This is a genomic window from Winogradskyella forsetii (assembly GCF_013394595.1).
GTDB classification, from domain to species: Bacteria; Bacteroidota; Bacteroidia; order Flavobacteriales; family Flavobacteriaceae; genus Winogradskyella; species Winogradskyella forsetii.
Map to the genome: position 1 here is coordinate 4411086 of NZ_CP053348.1, position 24168 is coordinate 4435253.

Below are 24168 nucleotides of genomic sequence, written 5' to 3' on the forward strand. Positions count from 1 at the left end.
ACTAAAACCTATAGCAATACCCAAACCCATTTCCTCATAACTTAAGGAATGGATGCCCAATGCAGGGTAAATTGTTTTTCTAAATACGAGAAATCATCTCGCCATTACCGCATTTGTACTTTATTTTGTGTTTTTTGGATACGATGTGATAAGGAATGATCAAATGCGCCATATAAAACATTTTTTTAATTAAAAGCTTACTGCAATTGAGGATTGTAGTCATTTATTATATCTTTGATAGTATCAAATGACACTATAAATATTGAAACCACCTTACGAAATAACACCAAAGATATTACGATTAATCACTTCCATTTCCGAAAAAATCGGAGAAGTCAATGCTAATTTTTTAAACAGACCTTCGCCACAATTAAGAAAGCAAAATAGAATTAAAACTATCCATTCTTCTTTAAAAATTGAAGGAAATACATTAAGCGAAGAACAAATCACGGCACTTTTAGAACATAAGAGGATTATCGGTCCAAAGAAAGATATTACTGAAGTTTTAAACGCTATAGCCATTTATGAAAATTTAGAAAAATACAAGCCAAATAGTGAAATGTCATTTCTAAAAGCGCATTTAAAATTAATGGATGGCTTAATCGAAAACGCAGGAGAATACAGGCAACAAGGGGTTGGAATTGTAAAAGGTGCAAAAGTAGAACATATGGCACCACCTTTTAAAAATGTGCCTTACTTAATGAAGGACCTATTTGAGTATTTAAGTAAGGAAGACGAAATTATTCTAATAAAAAGTTGTGTTTTTCATTACGAAATGGAATTTATTCATCCATTCATAGATGGAAATGGTAGAATGGGCAGATTATGGCAAACCCTAATTTTAATGGAGAAATATCCCGTTTTCGAATTTCTGCCTTTTGAAACTTTAATCAGCAATGACCAGGAAAAGTATTATAAAGCACTATCCGAAAGTGATAAATCCGGACAATCCACAAAGTTCATAGAATACATGCTCAATGTGATCGATATGTCTCTAAATGATCTTTTAGGTTTCAAAAACAGGACACTTAATGAAAAAGATAGATTGGACTATTTTGTTGCAATGAACAAGTCCGAATTCAGTAGAAAAGATTATATGGCCATTTTCAAAGATATATCCTCTGCAACAGCAAGTAGGGATTTAAAGAAAGGCGTGGCATTAAATCTATTTGAGAAATTTGGAAAAAAAAACAAAACAATTTATCGTTTAAAATAGAACAGTTGAATTAGTTAAAACTACAACCAATAGCAACACCCAAATCCATTCCGTCATAACTTTATGGCATGGATTCCAAATCGAAAATTAAGGGTCGTGGTGCCCAAAAAAATGTTCACAATCGTTTTTTTGAATTGTCTTACGAAATGCGAGACGATTTCCTTGAGTTCTGCCATAAAGAAGGGGAAATTCCAGAGAAAAACAAAACACAATACCTCAATGTGTTTCCTAAAACTATAGTCAATAAAGTGACAAGTCCAGATGTTGGAATGGCCTATTCCATGAATATGTACCAAGGTTGTGAACATGGTTGTATTTATTGCTATGCACGAAACAGTCATGAGTTTTGGGGTTACAGCGCAGGATTGGATTTTGAGCGCAATATTTTAGTAAAAAAAAACGCACCAAAACTCTTAGAAAAACACCTTAAAAAGAAAAGTTGGAAAGCGCATCCCATAGTGATGTCTGGCAATACGGATTGTTACCAACCAGCAGAACGAGAATTTGAAATTACCAGGCAATGCTTGGAAGTCTTTTTAAGGTACAAACATCCTGTGGGAATCATTACCAAAAATGCTTTAATATTAAGGGATTTGGATCTTTTAAAAACCTTAGCGAAAGATAATTTAATTGCTGTAAATGTGTCTATTACCTCATTGTCTGAAGACACTAGGAGACTTTTAGAACCAAGAACGGCAACTATAAAAAGAAGACTTCAAGTAGTAAAAGCGTTGAGTGCCAATGGAATCCCAGTAAATGTCATGTTGGCACCAATTATTCCATCTATTAATAGTCATGAGATTTTACCGATGGCAAAAGCCGTTTCTGAAGCTGGTGCACTGAGTATTGCGCATACCATCGTAAGATTAAATGGCGCCATTGGCGAAATATTTACAGATTGGATAAAAAAAGCAATGCCAGACAAAGCAGATAAAGTGTTGCACCAAATAGAAAATTGCCATGGAGGTAGCCTCAACGAAAGTAGATATGGTGTTAGAATGCGAGGCGAAGGACAAATTGCAAAACAAATCAACGATTTGATGAAATTGGCTAGGTTAAAGTATTTTAAAAATAAAGCCATGCCCAAATTAAATACAAGTCTTCACGAACCCTATAAAAATAGGCAGATGACATTATTTTAAACAAAAAAAAGTGGGCTGTCTACTGCCCACTTTTCTACTAAATAAATAAACTAATAAATATATAAATAAACAACAATTTATATTCTGAAATCATTTACAAACACACGGTTGTTAGACCTAATAATGGTTGTGTAATTACCTTTAAGTGTTTGATCTAGTTTGTACACACGGCTTAAAGTACTGTTTCCTTTTACGGTTTCAGTATGGATCATTTCGCCTTCAAAATAAAGTTCTACCTCCATTTTCTCGGTATCAAAAGCCAATTTTGAAATTAAAACCTTTCCTTTTTCATTTCTTACTACAGGCTTAAAAATGGTTTTCTTATTCTTATTGATGTAAGAAACAGCAAAATCTTTTACCTCAATAGTATTGATTTCAATTTCAAAATCTTTTGATACTTCAACAGTATATTTACCGTTTCTCAATTGAGTAAAATCGAAAAGCGTTGTAAGGTTTCCGTTATGGTTAATTTCTCCGCTGTAGATAACCTCGCCAGAGGCATCCATCACGGAAATTTGACTTCCTTTTTTTACGTAGTTAAAAGTTGGTGTTTCTTCTAAAACTTCGTTGGCGTAGCTTGTATATGTTCCGAACATTACGGCCAATACTAAAATATTTCTAAATAACTTTTTCATAATTAAATCAGGTTAAGTGATTACTGGTACAAAGATATGGCGCATTGGGAGCTTAGAAAACAAGGATTTTGGCACATTTATATGCATAATTAACTTCAAGTTGATGTATAGATATCTATTGGGTTAATATTGTATATATTGGTGGTAATCTGCTGTAGGTTTTGAGATTCTGTGATAATAGGGATGCAAAATTAAGCTCTTGATTTAATCAAAAATGGAGTAATTTAATGGTAAAGTATAGTTCTCGTATTGAGAATATCCGATTGGTAATTATAAATTTCGAAGAAATTAAACTTGAAATATGATTCATGGCGTTCAAAGAGCATTAAGAAAAATCGTTTCCCTCCAATAGTATTGTTAATGAAAACTATGATAATGATGTGGTGGATGAAAAGTATCTCTAAAAGATATCTAAGTTCTGATAAGGTTACGGACTCATTAATCTGATAACTGGAACAACCGAACATTTAGAGAAGGCAAATCAGACCATCATTAGAGTTACAGATTTTTATTAATGTGATCTAATAAATGAAATAAAAAAAAGTGGGCTCTTAGCAACCCACTTTTAGTTTCAATCTATTTTCTTTTTCATTTATAGATAAAAGTTTTTAATAAATACGCGACCGTCAGATTTAACAATGGCAGTATAGTTTCCTTTAATGTTCTCATTCAGTCTTAACACACGGTTTAAAACTGCGCTGCCCTTAACCGTTTCTGAGTAAATCAATTCGTTTTCAAAATAAAGCTCAATTTGCATTTCAGGCTCAGCTAAGGCTAATTTTGAAATGATAACTCTGCTATTTTGTACCCTAAATACAGGTTTAAAAATAGTTTCGCTTTTATGAACTATAAAGTTAACGCTGTTATTTTTCACTTCTACCGTACTTACTTCAATTTCAAAATCCTTATCGATTTCAATCTTGTATAGACCATCCTTTAATTGTGAAAAATCGTATAGATTTCGAATATTACCATCAAAATTTATAGAGCCACTAAAGATAACTGCTCCAGCAGCGTTAGTAACAGAAATTGAGTTTCCTTTGTTTACATTATTAAAAGTAGGTAGAACTTCTAATTTTGCATTTGCGAAGCTTGTGCATGTTCCTAACATCACAGCTAATACTAAAATGTTTTTAAATAATCTTTTCATAATGTTTTTTTTTAGATTAAACCGACATTGAAAATTGGTCTTTAGATTTGATTTTGTTTAGTTCCTATTAATTGATCCAATTTTTGATAATCAGTTTAAATGATTCAACACTACAAAGGTATCGTGACTTTGGCTTTCATAAAACATCGATTTTGGCGTATTTATATGCATATTTAACAATATGACTATTGAAATTATCATAATGAGATAATATTGTATATATTTTTGGCAATTGTACATAGGTTTTAATTTTAAATACAATTAACTTTGTACCTGTAATATATTATGAAAACAAGAAAACCTACTTTAGAAAAAATTAGTCCACAGTTTGGGAGCTCCATAAAAGTTAATAAGCACGAAGCTTATATTGGGGAGAATAAACCTTTTTGGCATTTTCATCCAGAAATTGAATTGGTATATGTTAATAAAGGTCAAGGAAAACGTCATATAGGCAATCATTTATCTTATTTTAATAATAGCCAGTTATTGCTTATTGGGCCCAACCTGCCTCATAATGGCTTTACGGATCGACTTACCATTAATGGAAGCGAGACCTTAGTTCAATTTAAACCTGAGTTTTTAGGCAATCATTTTTTTGATATTCCAGAAATGGGAAAAATCAATCAATTGTTTGAACGTTCTAAAAAAGGTATTCTTTTTGGTGTAAAAACCAAGAAAAAATTAGGTGCCAAAATTGAAAAGTTAAACGAAAAAGAAGGCTTCAAAAAAATATTAATTTTACTTGAAGTGTTACATGGTTTAGCAAAAGCAGAGGATTATACGTTATTAAACGCAGATGGTTTTGCCTTTGAAACCGAACCTCAAGATAGTGCGAAGATCGATATTGTTTTTAAACATGTGAACCAAAATTTTAAGGAACACATTAGTTTAGATGAAATTGCGGATAAGGTCAGTATGACGGTTCCAGCATTTTGCCGTTATTTCAAAAAAGTGACAGGCAAAACATTCACAAAGCTGGTTAACGAATATCGTGTGGTACATGCCACAAAATTACTTTCGGAAAGTCAAATGAGCATTACAGATGTGAGTTTTGAGTGTGGCTTTAATAATTTTTCGCATTTCAATAAGCTTTTTAAAGAATTTACAGGCAAAAGCGCCTCTAAATATAGAGGAGAGCTGAAAATGATGGTTCAATAGTTAAATTTTGGTACTCATGGAAGATAAAATAGAAATCACAATTGCCTACTATACTAAAAAAGGTCAGGAGATATTGAACACCGTAAATTCTCGAAATAATCTAACTGCAGATGAACTGATTCATTATGGAGAGGAAATGGCGATCATTGAGTATAAATTGACTGCTCTTGAAGTGGCCAATGAGAATTAATTTATTTTTTCCCTTCCCACTCCGCATAAAATTGCTTCAAAAAACCTTCCATATATTTATGCCTATCTGAGGCGATACGTCCTCCAGTTTTAGTATTCATTTGGTCTTTAAGAAGCAACAATTTTTCGTAGAAATGATTAATAGTTGGTGCGTTGGAAGTTTTGTATTCAGCCTTCGTCATGTTGAGGTTAGGCTTAATTTCAGGATTATAGAGTGCTCTATATTTAAAGCCACCATAATTAAAACAGCGCGCAATGCCTATTGCTCCAATGGCATCCAAGCGATCCGCATCTTGAACGACTTCCAATTCCTTAGAAGTAAATGATGTATTTAAATCGAAGGAGTTTTTAAAAGACATATTCTCGATGATTTGAGTTACGTGTTCAATTATTTTACTGTCAACATCGTTATTTAGAAGAAATCTTTGTGCTTTTTTGGGCCCAATGGTTTCGTCTCCATCATGGAATTTTGAATCCGCTATATCGTGCAAAAGTGCTGCCAATGACACCACTAAAATATCAACAGGTTCGGTTTTAGCAATGAGAAGTGCATTTTTATAAACACGCTCGGTATGAAACCAATCGTGTCCACCTTCTGCATCAATTAATTCTTGTTTTACAAAAGTAATTGTCGAAGTAATAAGTTGACTTTTATTACGCATAAAACTATTTTAGGCAGGATCCACCCATTTAAACTGGAATGAATTCTCCGGGATTTTCATACGTTCAGACAAACGGTACATTCTAGGAGGTAAGGTCATTAAATAGTCTCTTGCTTTCTCCGCTTCATCATTTAAACCCGTCATACTTCCTATGTCCCAACGGTCAATAAGCTTTTGCAGAATATCTACATAGTCGTTTGAAGTGTACACACCAATCCGTTGTGCGGTATTTGAAAACTCTTCGAATGCAGCACCAATGCTTTCGCCAGATTCTCTAAGAAAATGTGCTGGCATGGCAATTTTTCGTTTCATCATATCGTGAAAAGCCATCATCATTTGGTTGGGATCCACAGCAAAGATACGCTCCACAAACTCCGAATAGGCATGGTGATGACGCATCTCGTCCCCAGAAATGATTTTACACATTTTAGCCAATCGTTTATTGCCTTTTTCCTTGGCGATTTTAGCTACGCGATTATGCGACACATAGGTTGCCAGTTCTTGAAAGCTGGTGTAAACAAAGTTTTTATAAGGATCTCTACCAGTACCAATATCAAAACCATCGTTAATGAGGTATTGCGTGGTCTTTTCAATTTCACGCATATTTACACGACCAGATAAGTATAAGTATTTGTTAAGTACATCGCCATGTCTGTTTTCTTCGCCAGTCCAATGTCTTAACCAAGTGGACCAACCGTTGCGTTCTACTTGGTCAACACCTTCAACGTCCATAAGCCAAGATTCATAACTTGGTAGTGCTTCTTCAGTAATCATGTCACCAACTAACACCACCCAAAAATCATACGACATTTCTTTACTTAATTCCCTAATTTCTCGTACCTCTTCATAAAAAGATTCTTTTGTGGAATCTGGCAAGAAATCAGTAGGTTGCCATATTTTTTCAACAGGAATTAAATATTTTTCAATAAGGGATTGTACATCCTTTTCCAGATGCTGCATCACTTCCAATCTTACATTTTTCAACGACATATTTGATGATTATTTAAGGGTTATTTATCAATGCCTTCAACAATAGTTTGTTCTACTTGCTGAATTAATTCAGACTTATCTGTAAAGTTAATAATTTCTAAGGGCTTATGTACAGTAAATTTCATATGATTTCCAATTCCCATCGGGAATTTTCCGTATCTCAACATTTTCCAAGAGTTATTGACTGTTATTGGAACAACGAGTGCTGATGGTACTTTTTTGATTAACATTTCCAGACCTTTGGTTTTAAAAGGTTTTGGTGTTCCGTCTTTACTACGTGTGCCTTCGGGAAAAATCACTGCTGCTCTTTTTGTTTTTTCAATATAGTCGCCAAATTTCATCATGGCAACCATGGATTGTCTTGGGTTCTTCCGATCTATTAAAACCGATCCACCATGACGTAAATTATAAGATACACTTGGGATGCCTTTTCCCAATTCTTTTTTAGACACAAATTTTACATGATGTTTACGTAAGTACCACATAATTGGTGATATATCATACATACTTTGATGGTTGGAAACTATAATCAAAGGTTTATCAGTTGGAATGTTGTGGGGATTATTAAAAGAAATCCTTGTTCCTAAAACATTAAGACAGCGCATTATAAAAAACTGAAGCCAATCTACAGTAACTTTAAGTGCCTTGTAACCAAAGATATTGTTCGCCAACCACTGTATAGGATGAAAAATAACCAAGGTCGAAAGAAAGCAAACCGCATATAGGGCAGTTAATGGATATGCTAATAGTTTTCTCATACAACAAATTTAATTTAATGCGATGTATGCACAAAAAAACCACGATTTTTTTCGTGGTTTTTTTACATCAGTCTTTCGACTTAAAAGGTTTTTAATACCAATCTGCCTAAGCTCCCTTTTTCTTCTAGAAAGAAGGCTAGTGAGAAAGGCTTTTTTTATCTAGCAATGCTCGTTATAAGCATCCATAAGGTTTTCTGAGATTAGCTCTGCAGGTCTGCCTTCAATATGGTGACGCTCTAACATGTGTACCAATTCCCCATTTTTAAACAAGGCCATACAAGGCGAACTCGGAGGAAAAGGAATCATATATTCTCTTGCTTTATTCGTCGCTTCTTTATCTACACCTGCAAAAACGGTTACTAAATGGTCTGGTCGTTTTGCATTTTGTAAACTGGTTCTAGCGCCTGGTCTTGCATTGGCAGCTGCACAACCACAAACCGAATTAACAACCACAAGTGTGGTGCCTTCTTTTGCAATCGCTTTATCTACAGCTTCTGATGTATGTAATTCTTCAAAACCGACGTTGGTTAAATCCTCACGCATTGGTTTTACTAATTCTGCTGGATACATATTCTAATATTTTAATTAATCTTAATTTGTTCCGATAGGTATCGGATTGCAAAGATAAGGAAAATAAGTCGGCAGTCTTTAGTCTTCAGTAAGCAGTTTGAATCGTGGTATTTTTGTTTTCAATAGCTACAAAAACACATCAAAATGATGTTACCTACTAAACGTGAGTAAGAACCCATCTGCTGCAACGCCTTCATCTAATACTAATTGCGTCTGGGTTAAAACTGTTATGTCATAGCTAAATGAATTAACAACCACATTAGCATCTTCACCTGTTGTGGTGAGAATCTGATAATCATAAGTTCCCGAAGGAAAACCGTCGTAAATAACATCGGTTGTATTGGTGTTGCTAACCGTTAACTCTAAATTGTCTTGGTTAAAGTGCCATGTTATTGTACCATTTTCAAAATCGTCATCAACACCAGCAAAACCGCCATAGACATTCACTAATGACCAAGTGCCATTGATGGTTGGTGCTGTGTTTTGAGGAGCATTGTCATCATTGTTACAACTAAAAAGGAACACAACTAAAACTAGAATATAGAAAGGTGGTTTCATAAATTGAAAATATGGGTTGTACTTATAAGATAAACTTTTTGCAAAAGGTTGCGCACTAATCGTAACAAAATTTACATTCCTCTTACTAACATATAGTATATTTGAATTTTATAAAATAAAGAATATGAGTTTTGCAAAATGGATAGGAGGTGCTTTAGGTTGGTCTTTTGGCGGTCCAATAGGTGCTATTATTGGTTTGGCTATTGGAAGTTTTGTCGATAATTTAACAGGTGATGGAACACCATTATTAGGTGATCGTCAAGCAGGAAGACGACAAGATCCTTATCGTCAAAGAAGAACACAATCAAGAACACAATCAAGAACACAGCGACCACAAACACAATCAGGTGATTTTGAAGTCAGCTTATTGATTTTAGCATCAGTAGTTATAAAAGCCGATGGCAAACAAGACCAACGCGAATTGGATTTTGTACGTCAGCAGTTTGCTAATATGTACGGAAAGGATAGAGCCAACAAGGCTTTTGAATTGTTTAAGCGTATTAGCAAACAGAATATTTCTACACGTCAGGTTTGTTTGCAGATTAAGCAAATGATGGATCACGCATCACGCTTACAACTGCTTCATTTTTTATTCGGAATTGCCAAAGCAGATGGATTAGTTACCGAGGATGAATTACGTCAAATTTATACCATAACAGGTTATTTAGGCATCAGCAATAGGGATTACCAAAGTATAAAAGCGATGTTTTACAACAGTAGCGATAATGCCTATAAAATCCTTGAGATTGATAAATCCGTTTCTGACGATGAAGTTAAAAAAGCCTACAGAACCATGGCCAAGAAATACCATCCAGACCGTGTTGGACATTTAGGCAAAGAACACCAAGAAGGTGCTGAAGCTAAGTTTAGACAGGTGCAGGAGGCTTATGAGCATATTCAGAAGGAACGTGGGTTTAAGTAAGTCCTCAGTATACAGTTTACAGTATGCAGTCTTACTCTTGCGTAATAAATTATAGTTTTTAAGGAGACCTTTTAAGAAATCGACCATTAATAAATAAACCTCTCTTATGAGCGACGAAAAAATAATGGCACTATTTAAAAATGGTCAACGCAACAAAGCGTTTAGGGAGTTATACAAACTCTATCCACGGATTGAAAAACTCATTCTTTCAAAAGGCGGCACAAAAGCAGATGCCAATGATGTGTTTCAAGAAGCATTGATTATTCTCAACAGGAATCTGGAAAAATCAGATTTTAAACTTACGTCTTCATTCTACACCTATTTATATTCCGTATCTCGATTTGTATGGAAAGACAGCCAAAAACAATTTTCAAAGCAAGAATTACGTCAGCTTGAAGGAGAAGAAGTTTCTATTCTTGATGCTGTTATCGAAGAAAAGAAATACCGAACTGCTGAACAAGCGTTTCGCGAATTAGGAGAACGATGTCAACAATTGTTGCAACGGTTTTATCTCAAAAAAATGTCTTTTAAAGCCATTGCTGAGGTCATGCAATTTAAAAGTGAAAAAATTGCAAAAAACCAGAAGTACAAGTGCTTACAGAAAGCAAAGGACATCTACAGAAATCAATTCAAAACTGCTAAATCTTAATTCGAGAAATCATGGAAAATTATATTGATTTAATTAATGCTTATTTGAATAAGTCACTTTCAGAAAGTGAAGTTTTGGCTTTTGAAAATAGATTACAATCAGATGCTGAATTTAAATTTCTTTACAATGAACATTTAATAGTTTTAAAAGGAATCGAAAGAACACTAATAAAAGAAGAAATAGAGGAAGCTAGAAATGGTTTTGTTAGAGGTAAGTGGCTAAAATTAATTGGTAGTCTTCTAGGTGGTTTAATATTAGCTTTTCTCGTTTGGTTAATATTCTTTAATCATAATACTGCAAAGAATGGACTTAGGGAAGCTTTGAATTTTGAAACAGAATATATTCAACAATTTGAAGTATCCTCTGATAGTATTACGACTATAGAAGGAAAGAAGGGAACTCGATTGACAATAAATCCACAGGATTTAGAATTTCAATCTAAAAAACCTTTGAAAGACGAAGTGCTAATTATACAATTAATAGAATTAACAAATAAGCAAGATTTACTCTGGGCAAATACACAAACAATATCAAATGGAGATTGGTTAATTTCTGGTGGAGCATTTAAGATTGAAATTAAAGCAGATAATCAAAATCTAGTTTTAAAAGAAGATAGAACAATTAAAGCTAGGTTTCCTAAAAACACATCTGAGGAAGCGATGAAAATATTTTATGGTGAAAGAGTTGAAAATGGTTATTTAGACTGGAATCTTTCTAATATTGAATTGAAAAATGAGAAACAATTTGTTATTTTTTGTAAAGATACTATCATACTTGATGAAGTGAGGACAAAAGCATTCGGAGGTGTTGAAACTATGAAAAGGCTTATTTTAATAGACTCTTTGGGTTACCTATCACATAAGAATATAAAGACGAGATTTCCAGAAATTAAATATTTCAGTAATCAAAAAGACACGTTAATTATATATGAAAGAACCTCAAACTTAACATCAGAAAAGGACGTATTATTAAGTTCGGATTCTCAATTTTCAGTCATTGATTTAGAGTATTATAAAGAGTTAATAAACATAGTCTATACTAATGATATCTTAACTTTTGACAAATCAAGAAAAATCTACAATAATAACTTGAAGGTTAAAGCATTCTATGAAACAATTGAAATCTCAAAATTAGGTTGGATTAATATTGATAAATATTCTGATGCTGTGGACAAAATAGTCATTAGTCTTAAAAATAATTTGGGTGTAGACCTCAACTTATATAGAGAAGAAGCATATTCAAATAATTCAGAATGGTCTGAAACCTATTTTGTGGATAATGAAAATAATACAATATTGAATATTTATTCAAGTAAAATAGAGATTCCTAGAGGTAAGACTTTTACTGTAATTTCATTTTGCATCGTTGATGATGAATTCTATGCAAGCCGAAAAATTTTAAAAGCTGATAAGGATGGCACTTTTATGATTGAGTATGAAAAAAGCGACAAATCTCAAATAAAGTCGTTTTTAAGATTAGACACAAATCCAAAAGAAGAAAACCTTAAACAAAAAAAAGTTTCGACTACAATGAAAGAAGTTGAAGCGGTAATTGTTGAAATGGAAACAATGAATCGAAACGATTCTAGTAAAGTTAATACGCTTTCGTTTTTTAAATCGAATTATAAAGCCCCTCAAAAGATTACAGTAAACACAGAAGAAGATTTCAAAATAACTCTAAAAGAAGGGACAATAATATCAATTCCTGAAAATGCATTTATAGTTGAAAAAACAAATAAAGAAGTCTCTGGAAACATAGAATTGAACATTACTGAATATTATAAATTGTCTGATATCTTATTAGCGAATTTAAGCACAAAATCTAATGATAGAATCCTCGAAACTGGCGGAATGCTTTATATTGAAGCAAATAAGAATGGTTTAAAATTAAAGTTAAATCCACAAGCAGAAATTAATATCATTTTCAATAATTCAGGAAAAACAAATATGCAGCTTTTTAATGGCGAAAAGAATACTGATGGGATTAATTGGAGATTAAATAGTACAGAAGTAACAACTTCAGAGGTTACTTTAATTGATGAGTTAACTGGCAGCATTGAAAATACAACGCTCTCATTTCATGCAATTGAGCAAGTTCCCATATTTCCTGGATGTGAGAATGGTACTAACGAAGAACAAAAAAAATGTTTTACTGATACTATTACTAAAATTATAAATAGAAAATTTAATGTTGATATATCAGAAAACTTAAACCTTTCTGGTAAACAAAGAATAGACAGTTCTTTTGAAATAGATGAAGAAGGAAACATTGTCAATATTCTTGCCAGAGCAAACAGCAAAGAATTAGCAGAAGAAGCTATACGAGTTATAGAAACTTTCCCCAAAGTTACACCAGGATTTCAAAAAGCTAAACCCGTGGTTGTAAAATATTCATTACCTATTTATTTTGAAGTAAGAGACAATCTTAATACATCTAGAAAAAGAATAGGAGCGGAAATGGATTCAACAATATACATTGCACGTAGCGACAAAAAATTTGCGGAATCCTTTGAGTCATCTAAGAATGTTAAAAATATAAAAGAGCGTGATATTGACCGTTACACTTTTGCCGTTTCTCAATTAGGTTGGATTAATTGCGACCGTTTTGTAAATAGCCGAAAGAGCAAAATTAAATACAAAGTAAAGATTAAGGATGCAGAAGGAGCAAATGTGAAAATGGTTTTTAAGTCCTTAAGCTCGATTTTAACTAGTAATAACATTCATGGAAAATATAGTTTTGGAGAAATACCATTAGATGAAGACGTTATTCTTTTCGCAATTAAAAAGAGAGGTAATAAACTGTTCTTAGGATTGAAAGAACTGACAATAGTAACAACTTCAGAATTAGATTTAGAGTTTAAAGAAGTTTCCATTGAAGAATTAAAAGCGGAATTAAAAAAATTTAATCAAATATTTCATTGATATAACTGCGTTAAAGTTGGACCGTGCTCAGTGCAATATTTAGGAGAAACTACCCTCTAAACAAAAAGAAATCGTCCTTCATGTCTTCAATTTGGGTATCTTCATTTGTAATGATATAGTTGATAGCCTTTGATGTGAACTTATCGCCCTTTTTGGTTAAGGAAACCACTTTATTTTCAATATGAATCAAATTGTTTTTCTGGGCTAAATCGAGAACGGTTTTAGCGCGTACTTTCTGCCAGTTGATATGCTCGTTAAGATGGTTGACATGGCGTTCTTCAATTTCATCATGGTTTTTTAAGTGCAATAAAAAGGTGAGTAAAGAGACTTCGGTCCGTTGTTGTTTTTCCCGGTACATTACGGCAATAATTCCTTTTGATGGTGCAAACAAATAGACCAACAAAAATACCAAGCCAAGAACGGTTGTGATTGAGCCAGCAATGGAAGCATCTAACCAATGTGCCACCCAATACCCAAAAATGGCACTAAAAATCCCGAAACCTATAGCAAGAGCCAACATTTTCTTTAAATCAGTAGTGAGTAAATAGGCCGTTGCAGCAGGTGCAATCATTAAGGCAACAACCAAAATAGCACCAACGGCATCAAAAGCACCAACCGTAGTTACGGAAGAAACCGACATTAAACCATAATGAATAATGGCTGGCGAGAATCCTAAAGAAGCAGCCAAACCTTTATCAAAAGTGCTGACTTTTAATTCTTTAAAAAACAGAACCAAAAGTGTAATCGTAATTAATAGAATTGTACCAACAACCCAAAGTGATTTTGGGCCAACATCTGTGCCTGCAATTAATAATCGGTCAAATGGGGCAAACGCCAATTCGCCTAACAAAACCGCATCAACATCTAAATGGACGTCATTGGCATTTTTAGCGATCAGAATGACACCAATACTAAACAATGCCGGAAACACCAATCCAATGGCCGTATCTTCTTTTACGAGTCCTGTTTTTTGAATATACTCCACCAATACAACAGTAATTATGCCTGTGAAAGCTGCCAAAAGAATCAATAAAGGGGAATTTAAATCTTGAGTGATAAAAAAGCCAACCACAATACCTGGTAAAATAGAATGGCTAATCGCATCACTTATCATTGCCATTTTCCTGAGCACCAAAAATGTTCCAGGAATGGCGCAAGCAACCGCCACGACACATGCTATGAGTTGTATTTCTATCTGAGCGCTACTCATCTTCTGTGGATTGTTTGGTGTATAAATTAGCTGCAGTTTCAAATCCTGTTTTTGTTAAACTCCACATGTTGCCATGAAGTTCCACGTAGTCTTTATCTACTAATTTTTGAAGCGTAGTCCTGGTGTAACCCTGAAAATTATTTAAAAGTTTAATGGCGTGTGGGTGCGAAATATCTTCATGTGTTTCCGCAATATGATGCATAAAGGTCAGCGTTTTGTGCAATTCTAGATCACGACGATTTTTAATAAATCGAATTCGTTTGAACAACAACCCACGACTTGGCGAAAACAGAAATGAAATTACGACAAAAACAGCTGCAACTAAAACAATTACAGGACCCGTAGATAAATTATTTTGGCTTGCACTAATCGCGGTACCAAAAACACCAGAGAACGCGCCGAATATAGCAGCTAGCAAAACCATAACCGATAAACTATTAGTCCATTGTCGTGCAGCAGCTGCAGGTGCTAAAAGCATAGCGCTCATTAACACCACACCCACGGTTTGTAAACCTAAAACGATCGCTAAAACAATAAAACTTGTGATAAGAATATCTATAAATTTGGTATTGAATCCCAGTGTTTTTGTGTAATCGGCATCAAATAGAAGGATTTTGAATTCTTTCCAGAACGTTAGCATAATTAGTAAACAAATTCCTGTTACAATTGCCATTAACCAAACATCACTTTCTACCAAGGTTGCTGCTTGCCCGAATAAGTACTTGTCAAGTCCGGCCTGATTGGCATTCGGTTGTTTTTGAATAAAGGTTAATAGCAACATCCCAAATCCAAAAAATAAGGAAAGAACTAAGCCTAAAGCCGTATCGGATTTTAAATGGGTTTTGGTTACGATTCCTCTTATCCAAAACGTACCGATTAAACCGCTTATCAGTGCTCCAATTAATAATGTATTACTGTCTTTTGCCCCTGTAATTAAAAAAGCAATGGCAATGCCTGGCAATGCGGCATGCGAAATGGCATCTCCCAATAAACTCTGTTTTCTAAGTACAGCGAAACTGCCCAACATTCCCGTAACGGCACCGAGAATTGCTGTGCCAAGTGTGATGGTTCTTAAGGTGTAGTCACTAAAAACTAAAGAAAAGTACTCTTGCAGATTCATTGTTAAATTTCACGCCCTGTTAATGCTATTGTGTTTTTACTTTTATACTTGTCTTTTTTCCAAAATTTAAGTAGAAAATCCAAATCGTCGAAATAAGATCGGTAAGGCTCTTTTTCAAAAATTGACAACTTATCCTTATAATTCTCTATAAAATAATTTGTAAACTCGGTTGAATAATCGGGAGCCATTAATATATATAGTGCATCCTCTCGGTCTTCTTCCTTAAAAAAAGGATTTTTCTTATCCGGAAATGCGTTCAAAATATTAGGATACATTTCTAAGCCACTTACAGGATTAAAAAATACGACAATTTCATCCGTATCGTTGTCAAAACCTTCAAAATTTGCTTCACTACCAAAATACCCATCTGCCTTAGTCCTTTTTTGCACATTTTCTGATTCTTCTTTCGTGAGATTTAGAGAATTGTTGAAAAAAGCAAAATAATCGTTAACAAAAGCATTTAAAGTGTTGCTTTTTACAAATGCTATTAGTGAATTATCGTTAAAATCTAAAAACGCTTTTTTCTGTTTTTGCATAATCTTGCCAATTTCATTTTCATCCCTCAAAAAATTGACTTCCGCTCTGGCTTGTGCAGAGTTTTTTTGATCTAAAATGGTGTCGGCATTAAATTCTTGCATGAAAAAATTACCAGAAAACCACCATTCATTTTTATACTTAACCAATCCAATGTATATAATAGCATCTTCATTTAAGTTATGGGAATTATCAAACGATTTTTTTGTCATTTCAAAAACTATTCCCGAAGCGATATGCTCTAAGGTAACAGACTCGTTATTTTGTTTTTTGTATAAAAACAAACCCGTAATTTTTTCTGATATACTAGAAATATCGTTGTAGCTTTTATGGGTAGGCCCCAAAACTTGTTTGGCCCAATCCTTGGCTCTTAAGGAAAGTAGTGAACTAACTTTGTTAAATGTAAACTCATCGGTTACCTCTCTAATATAACCCATAATGCTATTTGAATCTTCATCTTTGCTCTCTTCTATAATTTCAAAAATGCTAAAATCAAATCGCCTTTTCACATCAGGATAAAATAAATACGAGTCAAAAAATAACATTTGAAGAAAAGCTCTTGTTTCATAAAACTCATCCGTATGAGGCTTAAAGTCAAACAATTTTTTAAGCTGTTCGTTTTCGGGTGCATATTCAAAGGCCTCATCCAATACGCTAATGGCCTGTTCTGCTAGAATTAAGAATGTATCGCTATATGGTGTAACAAACCATTCATCTTCAAGTGAATTTGTAAAATACCAAATTAGAAATGCAATGTCCTGAACGTTAATTTCTTCATCAATATAGTTATCATCAATGTTATAAAAAGGTAATTTTTTATGATGCTGTTGTGCATATTGTTCTTTAAAAGCCTGCCAAATATTGGTTTGGGAAATAATATCTTCAAAATAGCAGGTTATAAAACAACAAAGTATGTATATATCTTCCTTATTCATTAATTGCGATAACGCAGTCAAGGTGTTGTTATCCAAATTCGAGTATATTTCATTAGCGATTTTCAGATAATATAAATCTGTATTACTGCTGTAATTCTTTGGTTTTAATTCTAACCAGTGTTTTAAGTAAATTTTATTTTTCATTAGTTGATATTGTAAACTTAAAAATCACAATTTTTCCACAAGAAAAGTTCTGAAAACTGCGACCCGTGCGAACGTGCCTTTCGGTACGGGCAGGCTGAGACTGTAAACTATTTCTGTACCTTAATCGGCGTACAAACTTCAATTAAGAAGCCATTAATATCTCTTAAATAGCCTACTTTTTGTCCCCAAGGTTTTTGTTTTAGAGCTTCGTATTCCTTAGCTCCCGCTTTTATTGCTTTCGCAAAATCAGCTTCAATGTTCTCAGTTGTAAACGCCATTTCAACACCATTTGGCTTTTCTTCTATTGAAAGTTCTTTAAAACCTTTTGTAAAATTTGAATGGCCCAACATATTTGAAGCAAAAGCGATGGTTGTTTCCCCAGAAATCAATTCGCCATAATCATTTTCTGGTGTGATAAATTTCTTTTGAAATCCGAAAGCTTTTTCGTAAAATGAAATTGTCTTTTCAACATCATCGACATATAAAATGGTGTACGCGTATTTCATAATTAAAATTCAATTTATGGTTTTAATAGCCAAAAGTCTTTGACTGCACTCAGACTGACATTATTTTATTAGCAACAGTTAGCACTGTTTACTGAGACTGCAAACTATTTTTACTCTTGAATACTCACTTTATAATTAATGCCATAAGTTTTAGTCAAATTATCATCATTGAAAATATCCTTCACTGGTCCTGTGGCGATTTTTTTCACATTTAAAAAAGTAACCCAATCAAAATATTCTGGTACGGTTTGCAAATCATGATGCACAACGATGACTGTTTTTCCTGCTTTTCTTAATTCTTTTAATATATTGATAATGGCAATTTCAGTAGTCGCATCAACACCTTGAAAAGGTTCGTCCATAAAATAAATAGAGGCGTTTTGGACCAAAGCTCTTGCTAAAAATATACGTTGTTGTTGCCCGCCTGATAGCTGACTTATTTGCCGATTTTTAAACGCTAGCATTCCCACTTTTTCCAAAGCTTCAAGTGATGCTTTTTTCTCTTTTTTACCAGGACGCTTTATCCAACCCAAACTCCCGTAAGTTCCCATCATTACCACATCTAAAGCTGTAGTCGGAAAATCCCAATCTACACTTCCTTTTTGAGGTACATAAGCTACTAACTGTCTTTGTTTTTCGTATGGCTTATCATAGATGGAAACGCTACCAGCTATTGGTTTTAAAATGCCTAGAATTGCTTTTATGAGTGTAGATTTTCCAGCACCATTTGGACCCACAATTGCCATAAGGACACTTTCAGGGATTTCTAAATCGATATCCCAAAGTACAGGTTTGTAGTTGTAGGCAACGGTAAGGTCGTCCACTTTAACGGCTATTGCTCCTGCAGAGGCAGGAGTCTCTTTTTCAATCGACTTATTATTCACATTTATATTATTTTAACACCTATAAGGTTATCAAAAACTTGCAAGAAAATTAGGTAACTTATGTCTTATTAATTCACAACTAAGCGTAATTCCTGTTACTAAGACCAAATACTCAGTTAGTACAATGCACTAACAATCGTTTTAATATTATAGCGGTACATCCCTAGATAAGTGCCTTCTGGTGTGCCAGCATTCCCGAGAGCATCAGAGTATAACGTACCTCCAATAGCTACATCATGTCCTTTAGATTTTACAGCTTCCCGCAAAGCTTCAATGGTTCGCTTAGGTACAGAACTTTCAATAAATATAGCTTTTACATTATTTTCTATAATAAGCGAAGCCATCTTTTGAACATCTTGCACACCTGCTTCAGTAGCTGTGGATAAGCCTTGTAAGCCCACAACTTTAAAATCATAAGCTTGTCCAAAATAATTAAAGGCATCATGTGCTGTAACTAATATCCTTTTTTCCGGTTCAAGAGCATCAACCACACCTTGTACATCGTCATTAAGTTTGTTCAATTCTGCTAAATAGCGCTTTTCATTAGCTCGGAATATTTCAGCATTATCAGGATCTTGTTGAGATAGAACTTGGGTAACCTTTTCTGCAAAATGTTTAAAAAAGCTGATATTAAACCACACATGCGGATCGTAATTTGAAGCAAAATAATCTGAACCTATTAATTGGTTTTTGCTTATATCATCGGCTAAGGCGACTGGTTTTTTTGTTGAACTTTCCATTTTTTCAAAAACGTCAACTAACTTACCTTCCAAATGTAATCCGTTATAAAAAATAACATCTGCATTGACCAATTTGGTGACATCGCCTTCACTGGCTTTGTATAAATGTGGATCGACACCAGCACCCATTAAACCTTCCACGTTTATGGAATCTCCACCAATATTTTTAACCAAATCGGTAATCATTGTGGTTGTGGTAACAACATTGAGTTTTCCATTCTTTTTTTTGGTTTCGTTTTCGCAATTAAAAACCAGCAAGATTGACAGTAATACTAATATTTTTTTCATCTATAAAACTATTTTCTTTTAACTCTATAACTTAATCCCATTCCTATTAACAAGTCTTGACCTTGTGTAATGCTTGTGCCACCATAAATATCAAATTGCAAATCGTTGCATGGCAAATAAGTGAAACCGGCATCCCAATAATGATTGGCAGAACTATCTTCTGGCAAATCGCCATATAGTTCAGCATAAAAGCCAAATTTGTCCGAAAGACTGTAACCGTAAGCAAGGGTGTAAATCGCAGCGGCCTCAGGCGAATCATTGCCCCATTCCGCACCAATATTATAACCTAAACTCGATTTTTCACTCAAAGTATGTGATAATGACAGTCTAAAATCAATACCTGTTGTTTCTGGCCTGTAATCTGCTGAAGCACTAAATAGGGGAAAAACATGACCAATAAGAGCTATTTCTGGCATGCTACCTTTTTCTTCAGCAATATCTAATTTTAATCCTAATAACAAAGGGAAAGTCCGCTTGTCACATTATCTAATTTGCTGCCATTGACTTTGGTAATGCCTTCCACAAAATCCCAACCTACTCGCAATTCTACATTGTCGAGAATACCATATCGAATCAATATAGTGTTGTAGGTGTAGTTTTCAGATTTTGTGTTGTTTTCTTCAAAAGATTCAAACAAACCGCCTGTTTCAATTTGAAATGTGCCTTTTCCAACTGTAGAAGATGCTTCGGTAGCATCTGGTCTATCTGTAACTATAGGTTCAACTGTATCTGTCTCTTGTGAAAAAGTGAGAAACATGGATGCAAACAGCATAATGCCAAATAGTATGTGTTTTTTAGTTAGTTGCATTAACATAAATTAAATTTGAAAAATCTTCATTTAGTAAAATAGTGTTGTTATGCACTGAAAGTTCCGTCATTTTATTTTTTTTGAATTGTTTGGTTACTTTTATCTCATGACCGTATTTTAATTTTTGATGTGCGCAGAATTCAAAAAACTCTTTGTCATCACTTATTAATCTGGAAATGATATATGCTTTTCCTTCCTCAGCATTTGAAAGTGAAATGGAGGTATCTTTTGTGGTTATTTCTCCCTTAGCATTAGGAATTGGATCGCCATGAGGATCAAACTTAGGATGTCCTAAATATGCACTAATCTTGTCAGCTAATAAATCTGAAGTTTGATGTTCTAAAAGTTCGGCTTCTTTATGAATATCATGCAATGACATATCGAACATTTTAAATAAGAATGCTTCCCATAACCGATGCTTTCTCACAATATTCAAAGCCATTTTTTTGCCTTTATCGGTGAGTTGTAATTCTTGGTACTTTTGATAGTGGAGTAAATCTTTTACGGCTAATTTTTTTGCCATATCAGTTGCTGCTGCACTAGAAATTCCCAATTTTTTGGCAATATTGCCTGGTTTGGTATTTTTAGTATCATGGGAATTATTGTTGTAAATAGCTTTTACAAAGTTTTCAACTGCGATTGACATTTATTATAGCTTTAATTTATTTTTAAGTAAGCTTAAATACTTTTCAAATGTAACTAAAAAATTGTTTCAAACAAAAATGATATGAATAAAAATGGATTCTGGAAATTACTTTTTAGTTTGAATAAATGCCTTTAGCGCGAATACAAGTATTATTTCTATCGCTAAGTAGAAAATGGCATAGACAATGTTTAAGCCGAATAGGGCTGCAAAGCCAAACGCTGAAAGTAATAAGCCTAGGCATAGAATAACACCACTAAATAGGTCTTTGAAGAAAGCAGTTTTGTTGGACTTATAATCAAAAAAATAAGCTATTAAGATGATAATTAATGACATCCACAGCCATCATTACCACCACAAGCTTTTGAAGATTTTTTCTTAGGTGACCAAATAAACTTACGTATTAAGAATAGCAAGGCAAGAGCCAATGCTGAAAAAACTAATATGTTTTGAATAATCAGATTCATATCCCATCTAAATCTTCCCTAAGGGAAGACTTTTTTTTATCATTTTAAAACTTGAAAAGCAACTAATGCTACAATATACGCAAAAGCACTCATAATTACTAATTGGTAGATGGGCCATTTCCAAGAATTAGTTTCACGTTTAACGATGGCGAGCGTACTCATACATTGCATGGCAAAGGCATAAAATAACAATAATGAAATACCAGAAGCAAAATTAAATAATGGGCCGCCAAGAATGGGGTTGACTTCTCCAGCCATTCTATTTTTTATAGTTTCTTCTTCATCACTTCCAACACTATAAATGGTTGCTAAAGTACCAACAAACACTTCACGAGCTGCGAAAGAACTTACGATGGCGATTCCAATTTTCCAATCGTAACCTAATGGTCTAATAGCAGGTTCAATAGCATGACCAGCAATACCAATAAAGGAATGTTCTAATTTGTGAGATGCTATTTCTTGTTCCAATTCGTCATCACTTAAGTTTTCCGATTCGTATTGTTCTGTAACGATACTTTCGGCATTGTTAAAATTGTCTCCTGGTCCATAAGATGCCAAAAACCATAGTACAATTGATATTGCTAAAATTATTTTACCAGCACCAAATACGAATGATTTTGTTTTTTCCAGTACTGTCAATGCGACATTTTTAAACATCGGTAATTTGTAGTTAGGCATTTCTACTACAAAAAAGGTCTTACTTTTTATTTTTAATATTTTATTTAAAATCCAAGCAGAACCAACGGCTGCACCGAAACCAATGAGATATAATAGCATTAGGGTTAAGGCTTGGTAACTCAATCCTAAAATTCGTCCTTCAGGAATGACCAAAGCGATAATGATAAGATAAACAGGTAATCTAGCAGAACAAGTGGTGAAAGGCGTTACTAAAATTGTAATTAAGCGTTCTTTCCAGCTTTCAATATTACGGGTCGCCATAATTGCGGGAATCGCACAGGCTGTTCCTGAAATTAAAGGCACTACACTTTTTCCACTCAATCCAAAGCGTCGCATAATTCTATCCATCAAAAAGACTACGCGACTCATATAACCACTTTCTTCCAGAATTGAGATAAATAGAAATAAGAAAGCAATTTGTGGAATAAAAATAACAATACCACCGAGGCCAGAAATGATACCTTCAGCGAGCAAATTTGTAAATGCGCCTTCTGGCAATGTGTTTTTGATCCATTCACTTAACGAGGCAAAAGCTCCATCAATAAAATCCATTGGAATACTGGACCAATCGTAAATAGCCTGAAAAATAGTTAATAAAATAACTCCAAAAATTAAATAGCCCCAAACCTTATGAGTTAGAATTCTATCTAATTTTATGCGTAAATCTTTTGCTGTATTAAGATCAATGGTTTGCCCTTTTTTAAGTGTTTGATTAATAAACTGGTAACGCTTTATGGTTTCTTTTTGTTGAAGCCGTTTTAAATCGCCTTTAGACTTGGTTTTGAAATCTTCAACTTTATCAAATGCGGTTCGATCTGTTTTTCCGAAGTTAACATCTTGTGTAATAACCAACCACAGTTTGTATAGTAATTGATTGGGAAATGCTTTTCTAAGGTTATTAAAATAAGCTTCATCTATAGACGAGGCGTCCATACAAGGTGTGGTAGAAAGCTCTTTGTAATGGGTGATCAATTCTTTAAGTTCATTGATGCCACTGTTTTTTCTAGTACTAATTAAGGCAATTTTAGTTTCGAGCTCTTGTTCCAAATAATCGATATCCAATGAAATGCCTTTGTAAGCCATTCTATCAGCCATATTAATTACCAATATGGTCGGAATTTCTAAATCTTTAATTTGCGTGAATAATAAAAGATTTCGCTTCAAGTTTTCGACATCACTTACCACAACGGCAACGTCAGGATAATCCTTGTCATTCTTATTGAGAAGTAATTCAATGACTACATTTTCGTCTAAAGACGAGGCATTCAAACTGTAGGTTCCAGGTAAATCAATGATATGGGCTTTAACACCTCGTGGAAGTTTACAAATGCCTTCTTTTTTTTCAACGGTAATGCCAGGATAATTTCCAACCTTTTGATTTAAACCCGTCAGCGCATTGAACACCGAAGTTTTCCCTGTGTTGGGATTTCCAATTAAAGCAACGTTGATTTGCTTACTCATGTACCGTTTCGATTATAATGTGAATAGCAGTTTCTTTTCTGATCGCCAAATGCGTTCCGTTGATGTTGAGGTACATGGGATCTGCAAATGGAGCAACTTGTACCAGCTGAACCGAATTGCCAGGTAAGCAACCCATTTCGAGAAGCTTTAATGGAATATGAATTGAAGACACATCAGTAATTATGCCTTGTTGTCCACGTTTTAAGTCTGCTAATGTCAACCTTATCCTT

General features: G+C 33.9%; 26 protein-coding genes. 7 read left to right on the plus strand and 19 right to left on the minus strand.

Annotation, left to right across the window (positions count from 1 at the left end; translation table 11 throughout):
- Window positions 1-262: 262 nt before the first annotated feature.
- Together HM987_RS18930 and HM987_RS18935 are read left to right on the plus strand one after the other, a co-directional pair.
- Window positions 263-1216, plus strand: coding sequence for a Fic family protein (locus tag HM987_RS18930; protein ID WP_179009562.1), 954 nt, complete (start codon window positions 263-265; stop codon window positions 1214-1216).
- A 68-nt stretch (window positions 1217-1284) separates the two neighbouring features.
- Window positions 1285-2358, plus strand: coding sequence for a PA0069 family radical SAM protein (locus HM987_RS18935; protein ID WP_179009564.1), 1074 nt, complete (start codon window positions 1285-1287; stop codon window positions 2356-2358).
- Window positions 2359-2435: 77 nt separating this feature from the next.
- Here the strand turns inward: HM987_RS18935 and HM987_RS18940 are convergent, their stop codons facing one another.
- A complete protein-coding gene (locus HM987_RS18940) occupies window positions 2436-2993 on the minus strand; it encodes a hypothetical protein (RefSeq protein ID WP_179009566.1) in 558 nt (185 codons plus the stop codon).
- 592 nt (window positions 2994-3585) lie between these two features.
- Window positions 3586-4143 carry a hypothetical protein gene (locus HM987_RS18945; protein WP_179009567.1) on the minus strand — a complete coding sequence of 186 codons (558 nt, stop codon included), beginning with the start codon at window positions 4141-4143 and terminating at the stop codon, window positions 3586-3588.
- Between the two features lie 285 nt (window positions 4144-4428).
- Between HM987_RS18945 and HM987_RS18950 the strand changes: the two genes are divergently transcribed.
- Together HM987_RS18950 and HM987_RS18955 are read left to right on the plus strand one after the other, a co-directional pair.
- Complete coding sequence (locus tag HM987_RS18950; protein WP_179009568.1) at window positions 4429-5301, plus strand: AraC family transcriptional regulator; 873 nt, start codon at window positions 4429-4431, stop codon at window positions 5299-5301.
- Between the two features lie 16 nt (window positions 5302-5317).
- Window positions 5318-5491 (plus strand): hypothetical protein, encoded by a 174-nt coding sequence (locus HM987_RS18955; RefSeq protein ID WP_179009569.1) that lies wholly within the window; start codon window positions 5318-5320, stop codon window positions 5489-5491.
- 1 nt (window position 5492) lies between these two features.
- Here HM987_RS18955 and HM987_RS18960 read toward each other — a convergent pair whose 3' ends face one another.
- The 5 genes from HM987_RS18960 to HM987_RS18980 all read right to left on the minus strand — a co-directional run bounded on the left by HM987_RS18960 (window position 5493) and on the right by HM987_RS18980 (window position 9028).
- Window positions 5493-6152, minus strand: a complete 660-nt coding sequence (locus tag HM987_RS18960; RefSeq protein ID WP_179009570.1) for an HD domain-containing protein — start codon at window positions 6150-6152, stop codon at window positions 5493-5495.
- A gap of 9 nt (window positions 6153-6161) precedes the next feature.
- Window positions 6162-7142, minus strand: a complete 981-nt coding sequence (locus tag HM987_RS18965; protein WP_179009571.1) for an acyl-ACP desaturase — start codon at window positions 7140-7142, stop codon at window positions 6162-6164.
- Between the two features lie 20 nt (window positions 7143-7162).
- Window positions 7163-7900, minus strand: coding sequence for a lysophospholipid acyltransferase family protein (locus HM987_RS18970; RefSeq protein WP_179009572.1), 738 nt, complete (start codon window positions 7898-7900; stop codon window positions 7163-7165).
- 159 nt (window positions 7901-8059) lie between these two features.
- Window positions 8060-8470, minus strand: a complete 411-nt coding sequence (locus HM987_RS18975) for a BrxA/BrxB family bacilliredoxin (protein WP_179009573.1) — start codon at window positions 8468-8470, stop codon at window positions 8060-8062.
- A gap of 150 nt (window positions 8471-8620) precedes the next feature.
- Window positions 8621-9028 carry a hypothetical protein gene (locus HM987_RS18980; RefSeq protein ID WP_179009574.1) on the minus strand — a complete coding sequence of 136 codons (408 nt, stop codon included), beginning with the start codon at window positions 9026-9028 and terminating at the stop codon, window positions 8621-8623.
- Window positions 9029-9152: 124 nt separating this feature from the next.
- Between HM987_RS18980 and HM987_RS18985 the strand changes: the two genes are divergently transcribed.
- From HM987_RS18985 to HM987_RS18995, 3 genes are all read left to right on the plus strand, one after another.
- Window positions 9153-9950 carry a TerB family tellurite resistance protein gene (locus tag HM987_RS18985; RefSeq protein WP_179009575.1) on the plus strand — a complete coding sequence of 266 codons (798 nt, stop codon included), beginning with the start codon at window positions 9153-9155 and terminating at the stop codon, window positions 9948-9950.
- A 106-nt stretch (window positions 9951-10056) separates the two neighbouring features.
- On the plus strand, window positions 10057-10599 hold the full coding sequence (locus tag HM987_RS18990) for an RNA polymerase sigma factor (protein WP_179009576.1): 543 nt from the start codon (window positions 10057-10059) through the stop codon (window positions 10597-10599).
- Window positions 10600-10610: 11 nt separating this feature from the next.
- Window positions 10611-13520: an energy transducer TonB gene (locus tag HM987_RS18995; protein ID WP_179009577.1), complete on the plus strand. Its 2910-nt coding sequence runs from the start codon at window positions 10611-10613 to the stop codon at window positions 13518-13520.
- A gap of 49 nt (window positions 13521-13569) precedes the next feature.
- On the opposite strand, the gene HM987_RS19000 is transcribed toward HM987_RS18995, so the two are convergent.
- The 12 genes from HM987_RS19000 to HM987_RS19050 all read right to left on the minus strand — a co-directional run bounded on the left by HM987_RS19000 (window position 13570) and on the right by HM987_RS19050 (window position 24164).
- On the minus strand, window positions 13570-14730 hold the full coding sequence (locus HM987_RS19000) for a metal ABC transporter permease (protein ID WP_179009579.1): 1161 nt from the start codon (window positions 14728-14730) through the stop codon (window positions 13570-13572).
- Window positions 14723-15850: a metal ABC transporter permease gene (locus HM987_RS19005; protein ID WP_179009581.1), complete on the minus strand. Its 1128-nt coding sequence runs from the start codon at window positions 15848-15850 to the stop codon at window positions 14723-14725. The genes HM987_RS19000 and HM987_RS19005 overlap by 8 nt, the downstream gene beginning before the upstream one ends.
- A gap of 2 nt (window positions 15851-15852) precedes the next feature.
- Window positions 15853-17463: a DUF3843 family protein gene (locus tag HM987_RS19010; protein ID WP_179009583.1), complete on the minus strand. Its 1611-nt coding sequence runs from the start codon at window positions 17461-17463 to the stop codon at window positions 15853-15855.
- A gap of 107 nt (window positions 17464-17570) precedes the next feature.
- Entirely contained in the window at window positions 17571-17969 is a 399-nt protein-coding gene (locus HM987_RS19015) for a VOC family protein (protein WP_179009585.1), read from the minus strand.
- 110 nt (window positions 17970-18079) lie between these two features.
- Complete coding sequence (locus tag HM987_RS19020; protein ID WP_229724525.1) at window positions 18080-18853, minus strand: metal ABC transporter ATP-binding protein; 774 nt, start codon at window positions 18851-18853, stop codon at window positions 18080-18082.
- Between the two features lie 116 nt (window positions 18854-18969).
- Window positions 18970-19881, minus strand: coding sequence for a metal ABC transporter solute-binding protein, Zn/Mn family (locus tag HM987_RS19025; protein ID WP_179009587.1), 912 nt, complete (start codon window positions 19879-19881; stop codon window positions 18970-18972).
- 8 nt (window positions 19882-19889) lie between these two features.
- Window positions 19890-20342: a transporter gene (locus HM987_RS19635; protein WP_229724527.1), complete on the minus strand. Its 453-nt coding sequence runs from the start codon at window positions 20340-20342 to the stop codon at window positions 19890-19892.
- The gene (locus HM987_RS19640; protein ID WP_229724529.1) at window positions 20333-20689 is read right to left on the minus strand and encodes a transporter; all 357 of its coding nucleotides are present in this window, start codon (window positions 20687-20689) and stop codon (window positions 20333-20335) included. The genes HM987_RS19635 and HM987_RS19640 overlap by 10 nt, the downstream gene beginning before the upstream one ends.
- Window positions 20676-21335 (minus strand): metal-dependent transcriptional regulator, encoded by a 660-nt coding sequence (locus tag HM987_RS19035; protein ID WP_179009588.1) that lies wholly within the window; start codon window positions 21333-21335, stop codon window positions 20676-20678. The genes HM987_RS19640 and HM987_RS19035 overlap by 14 nt, the downstream gene beginning before the upstream one ends.
- A gap of 323 nt (window positions 21336-21658) precedes the next feature.
- Window positions 21659-21799, minus strand: a complete 141-nt coding sequence (locus HM987_RS19040; protein ID WP_179009590.1) for a FeoB-associated Cys-rich membrane protein — start codon at window positions 21797-21799, stop codon at window positions 21659-21661.
- A gap of 39 nt (window positions 21800-21838) precedes the next feature.
- Window positions 21839-23938 carry a ferrous iron transport protein B gene (gene feoB / locus HM987_RS19045; RefSeq protein WP_179009592.1) on the minus strand — a complete coding sequence of 700 codons (2100 nt, stop codon included), beginning with the start codon at window positions 23936-23938 and terminating at the stop codon, window positions 21839-21841.
- On the minus strand, window positions 23931-24164 hold the full coding sequence (locus tag HM987_RS19050) for a FeoA family protein (protein WP_179010172.1): 234 nt from the start codon (window positions 24162-24164) through the stop codon (window positions 23931-23933). Before HM987_RS19050 ends, feoB begins: the two co-directional genes overlap by 8 nt.
- Between the last annotated feature and the right edge of the window lie 4 nt (window positions 24165-24168).

What these genes read in the sequence shown, in the direction of transcription:
- HM987_RS18935 (WP_179009564.1), top strand. Translation starts at nt 1,285, where the DNA reads ATGGATTCCAAATCGAAAATTAAGGGTCGTGGTGCCCAAAAAAATGTT.
- HM987_RS18940 (WP_179009566.1), bottom strand. Translation starts at nt 2,993, where the DNA reads ATGAAAAAGTTATTTAGAAATATTTTAGTATTGGCCGTAATGTTCGGA.
- HM987_RS18945 (WP_179009567.1), bottom strand. Translation starts at nt 4,143, where the DNA reads ATGAAAAGATTATTTAAAAACATTTTAGTATTAGCTGTGATGTTAGGA.
- HM987_RS18950 (WP_179009568.1), top strand. Translation starts at nt 4,429, where the DNA reads ATGAAAACAAGAAAACCTACTTTAGAAAAAATTAGTCCACAGTTTGGG.
- HM987_RS18955 (WP_179009569.1), top strand. Translation starts at nt 5,318, where the DNA reads ATGGAAGATAAAATAGAAATCACAATTGCCTACTATACTAAAAAAGGT.
- HM987_RS18960 (WP_179009570.1), bottom strand. Translation starts at nt 6,152, where the DNA reads ATGCGTAATAAAAGTCAACTTATTACTTCGACAATTACTTTTGTAAAA.
- HM987_RS18965 (WP_179009571.1), bottom strand. Translation starts at nt 7,142, where the DNA reads ATGTCGTTGAAAAATGTAAGATTGGAAGTGATGCAGCATCTGGAAAAG.
- HM987_RS18970 (WP_179009572.1), bottom strand. Translation starts at nt 7,900, where the DNA reads ATGAGAAAACTATTAGCATATCCATTAACTGCCCTATATGCGGTTTGC.
- HM987_RS18975 (WP_179009573.1), bottom strand. Translation starts at nt 8,470, where the DNA reads ATGTATCCAGCAGAATTAGTAAAACCAATGCGTGAGGATTTAACCAAC.
- HM987_RS18980 (WP_179009574.1), bottom strand. Translation starts at nt 9,028, where the DNA reads ATGAAACCACCTTTCTATATTCTAGTTTTAGTTGTGTTCCTTTTTAGT.
- HM987_RS18985 (WP_179009575.1), top strand. Translation starts at nt 9,153, where the DNA reads ATGAGTTTTGCAAAATGGATAGGAGGTGCTTTAGGTTGGTCTTTTGGC.
- HM987_RS18990 (WP_179009576.1), top strand. Translation starts at nt 10,057, where the DNA reads ATGAGCGACGAAAAAATAATGGCACTATTTAAAAATGGTCAACGCAAC.
- HM987_RS18995 (WP_179009577.1), top strand. Translation starts at nt 10,611, where the DNA reads ATGGAAAATTATATTGATTTAATTAATGCTTATTTGAATAAGTCACTT.
- HM987_RS19000 (WP_179009579.1), bottom strand. Translation starts at nt 14,730, where the DNA reads ATGAGTAGCGCTCAGATAGAAATACAACTCATAGCATGTGTCGTGGCG.
- HM987_RS19005 (WP_179009581.1), bottom strand. Translation starts at nt 15,850, where the DNA reads ATGAATCTGCAAGAGTACTTTTCTTTAGTTTTTAGTGACTACACCTTA.
- HM987_RS19010 (WP_179009583.1), bottom strand. Translation starts at nt 17,463, where the DNA reads ATGAAAAATAAAATTTACTTAAAACACTGGTTAGAATTAAAACCAAAG.
- HM987_RS19015 (WP_179009585.1), bottom strand. Translation starts at nt 17,969, where the DNA reads ATGAAATACGCGTACACCATTTTATATGTCGATGATGTTGAAAAGACA.
- HM987_RS19025 (WP_179009587.1), bottom strand. Translation starts at nt 19,881, where the DNA reads ATGAAAAAAATATTAGTATTACTGTCAATCTTGCTGGTTTTTAATTGC.
- HM987_RS19640 (WP_229724529.1), bottom strand. Translation starts at nt 20,689, where the DNA reads ATGCAACTAACTAAAAAACACATACTATTTGGCATTATGCTGTTTGCA.
- HM987_RS19035 (WP_179009588.1), bottom strand. Translation starts at nt 21,335, where the DNA reads ATGTCAATCGCAGTTGAAAACTTTGTAAAAGCTATTTACAACAATAAT.
- HM987_RS19040 (WP_179009590.1), bottom strand. Translation starts at nt 21,799, where the DNA reads ATGAATCTGATTATTCAAAACATATTAGTTTTTTCAGCATTGGCTCTT.
- feoB (WP_179009592.1), bottom strand. Translation starts at nt 23,938, where the DNA reads ATGAGTAAGCAAATCAACGTTGCTTTAATTGGAAATCCCAACACAGGG.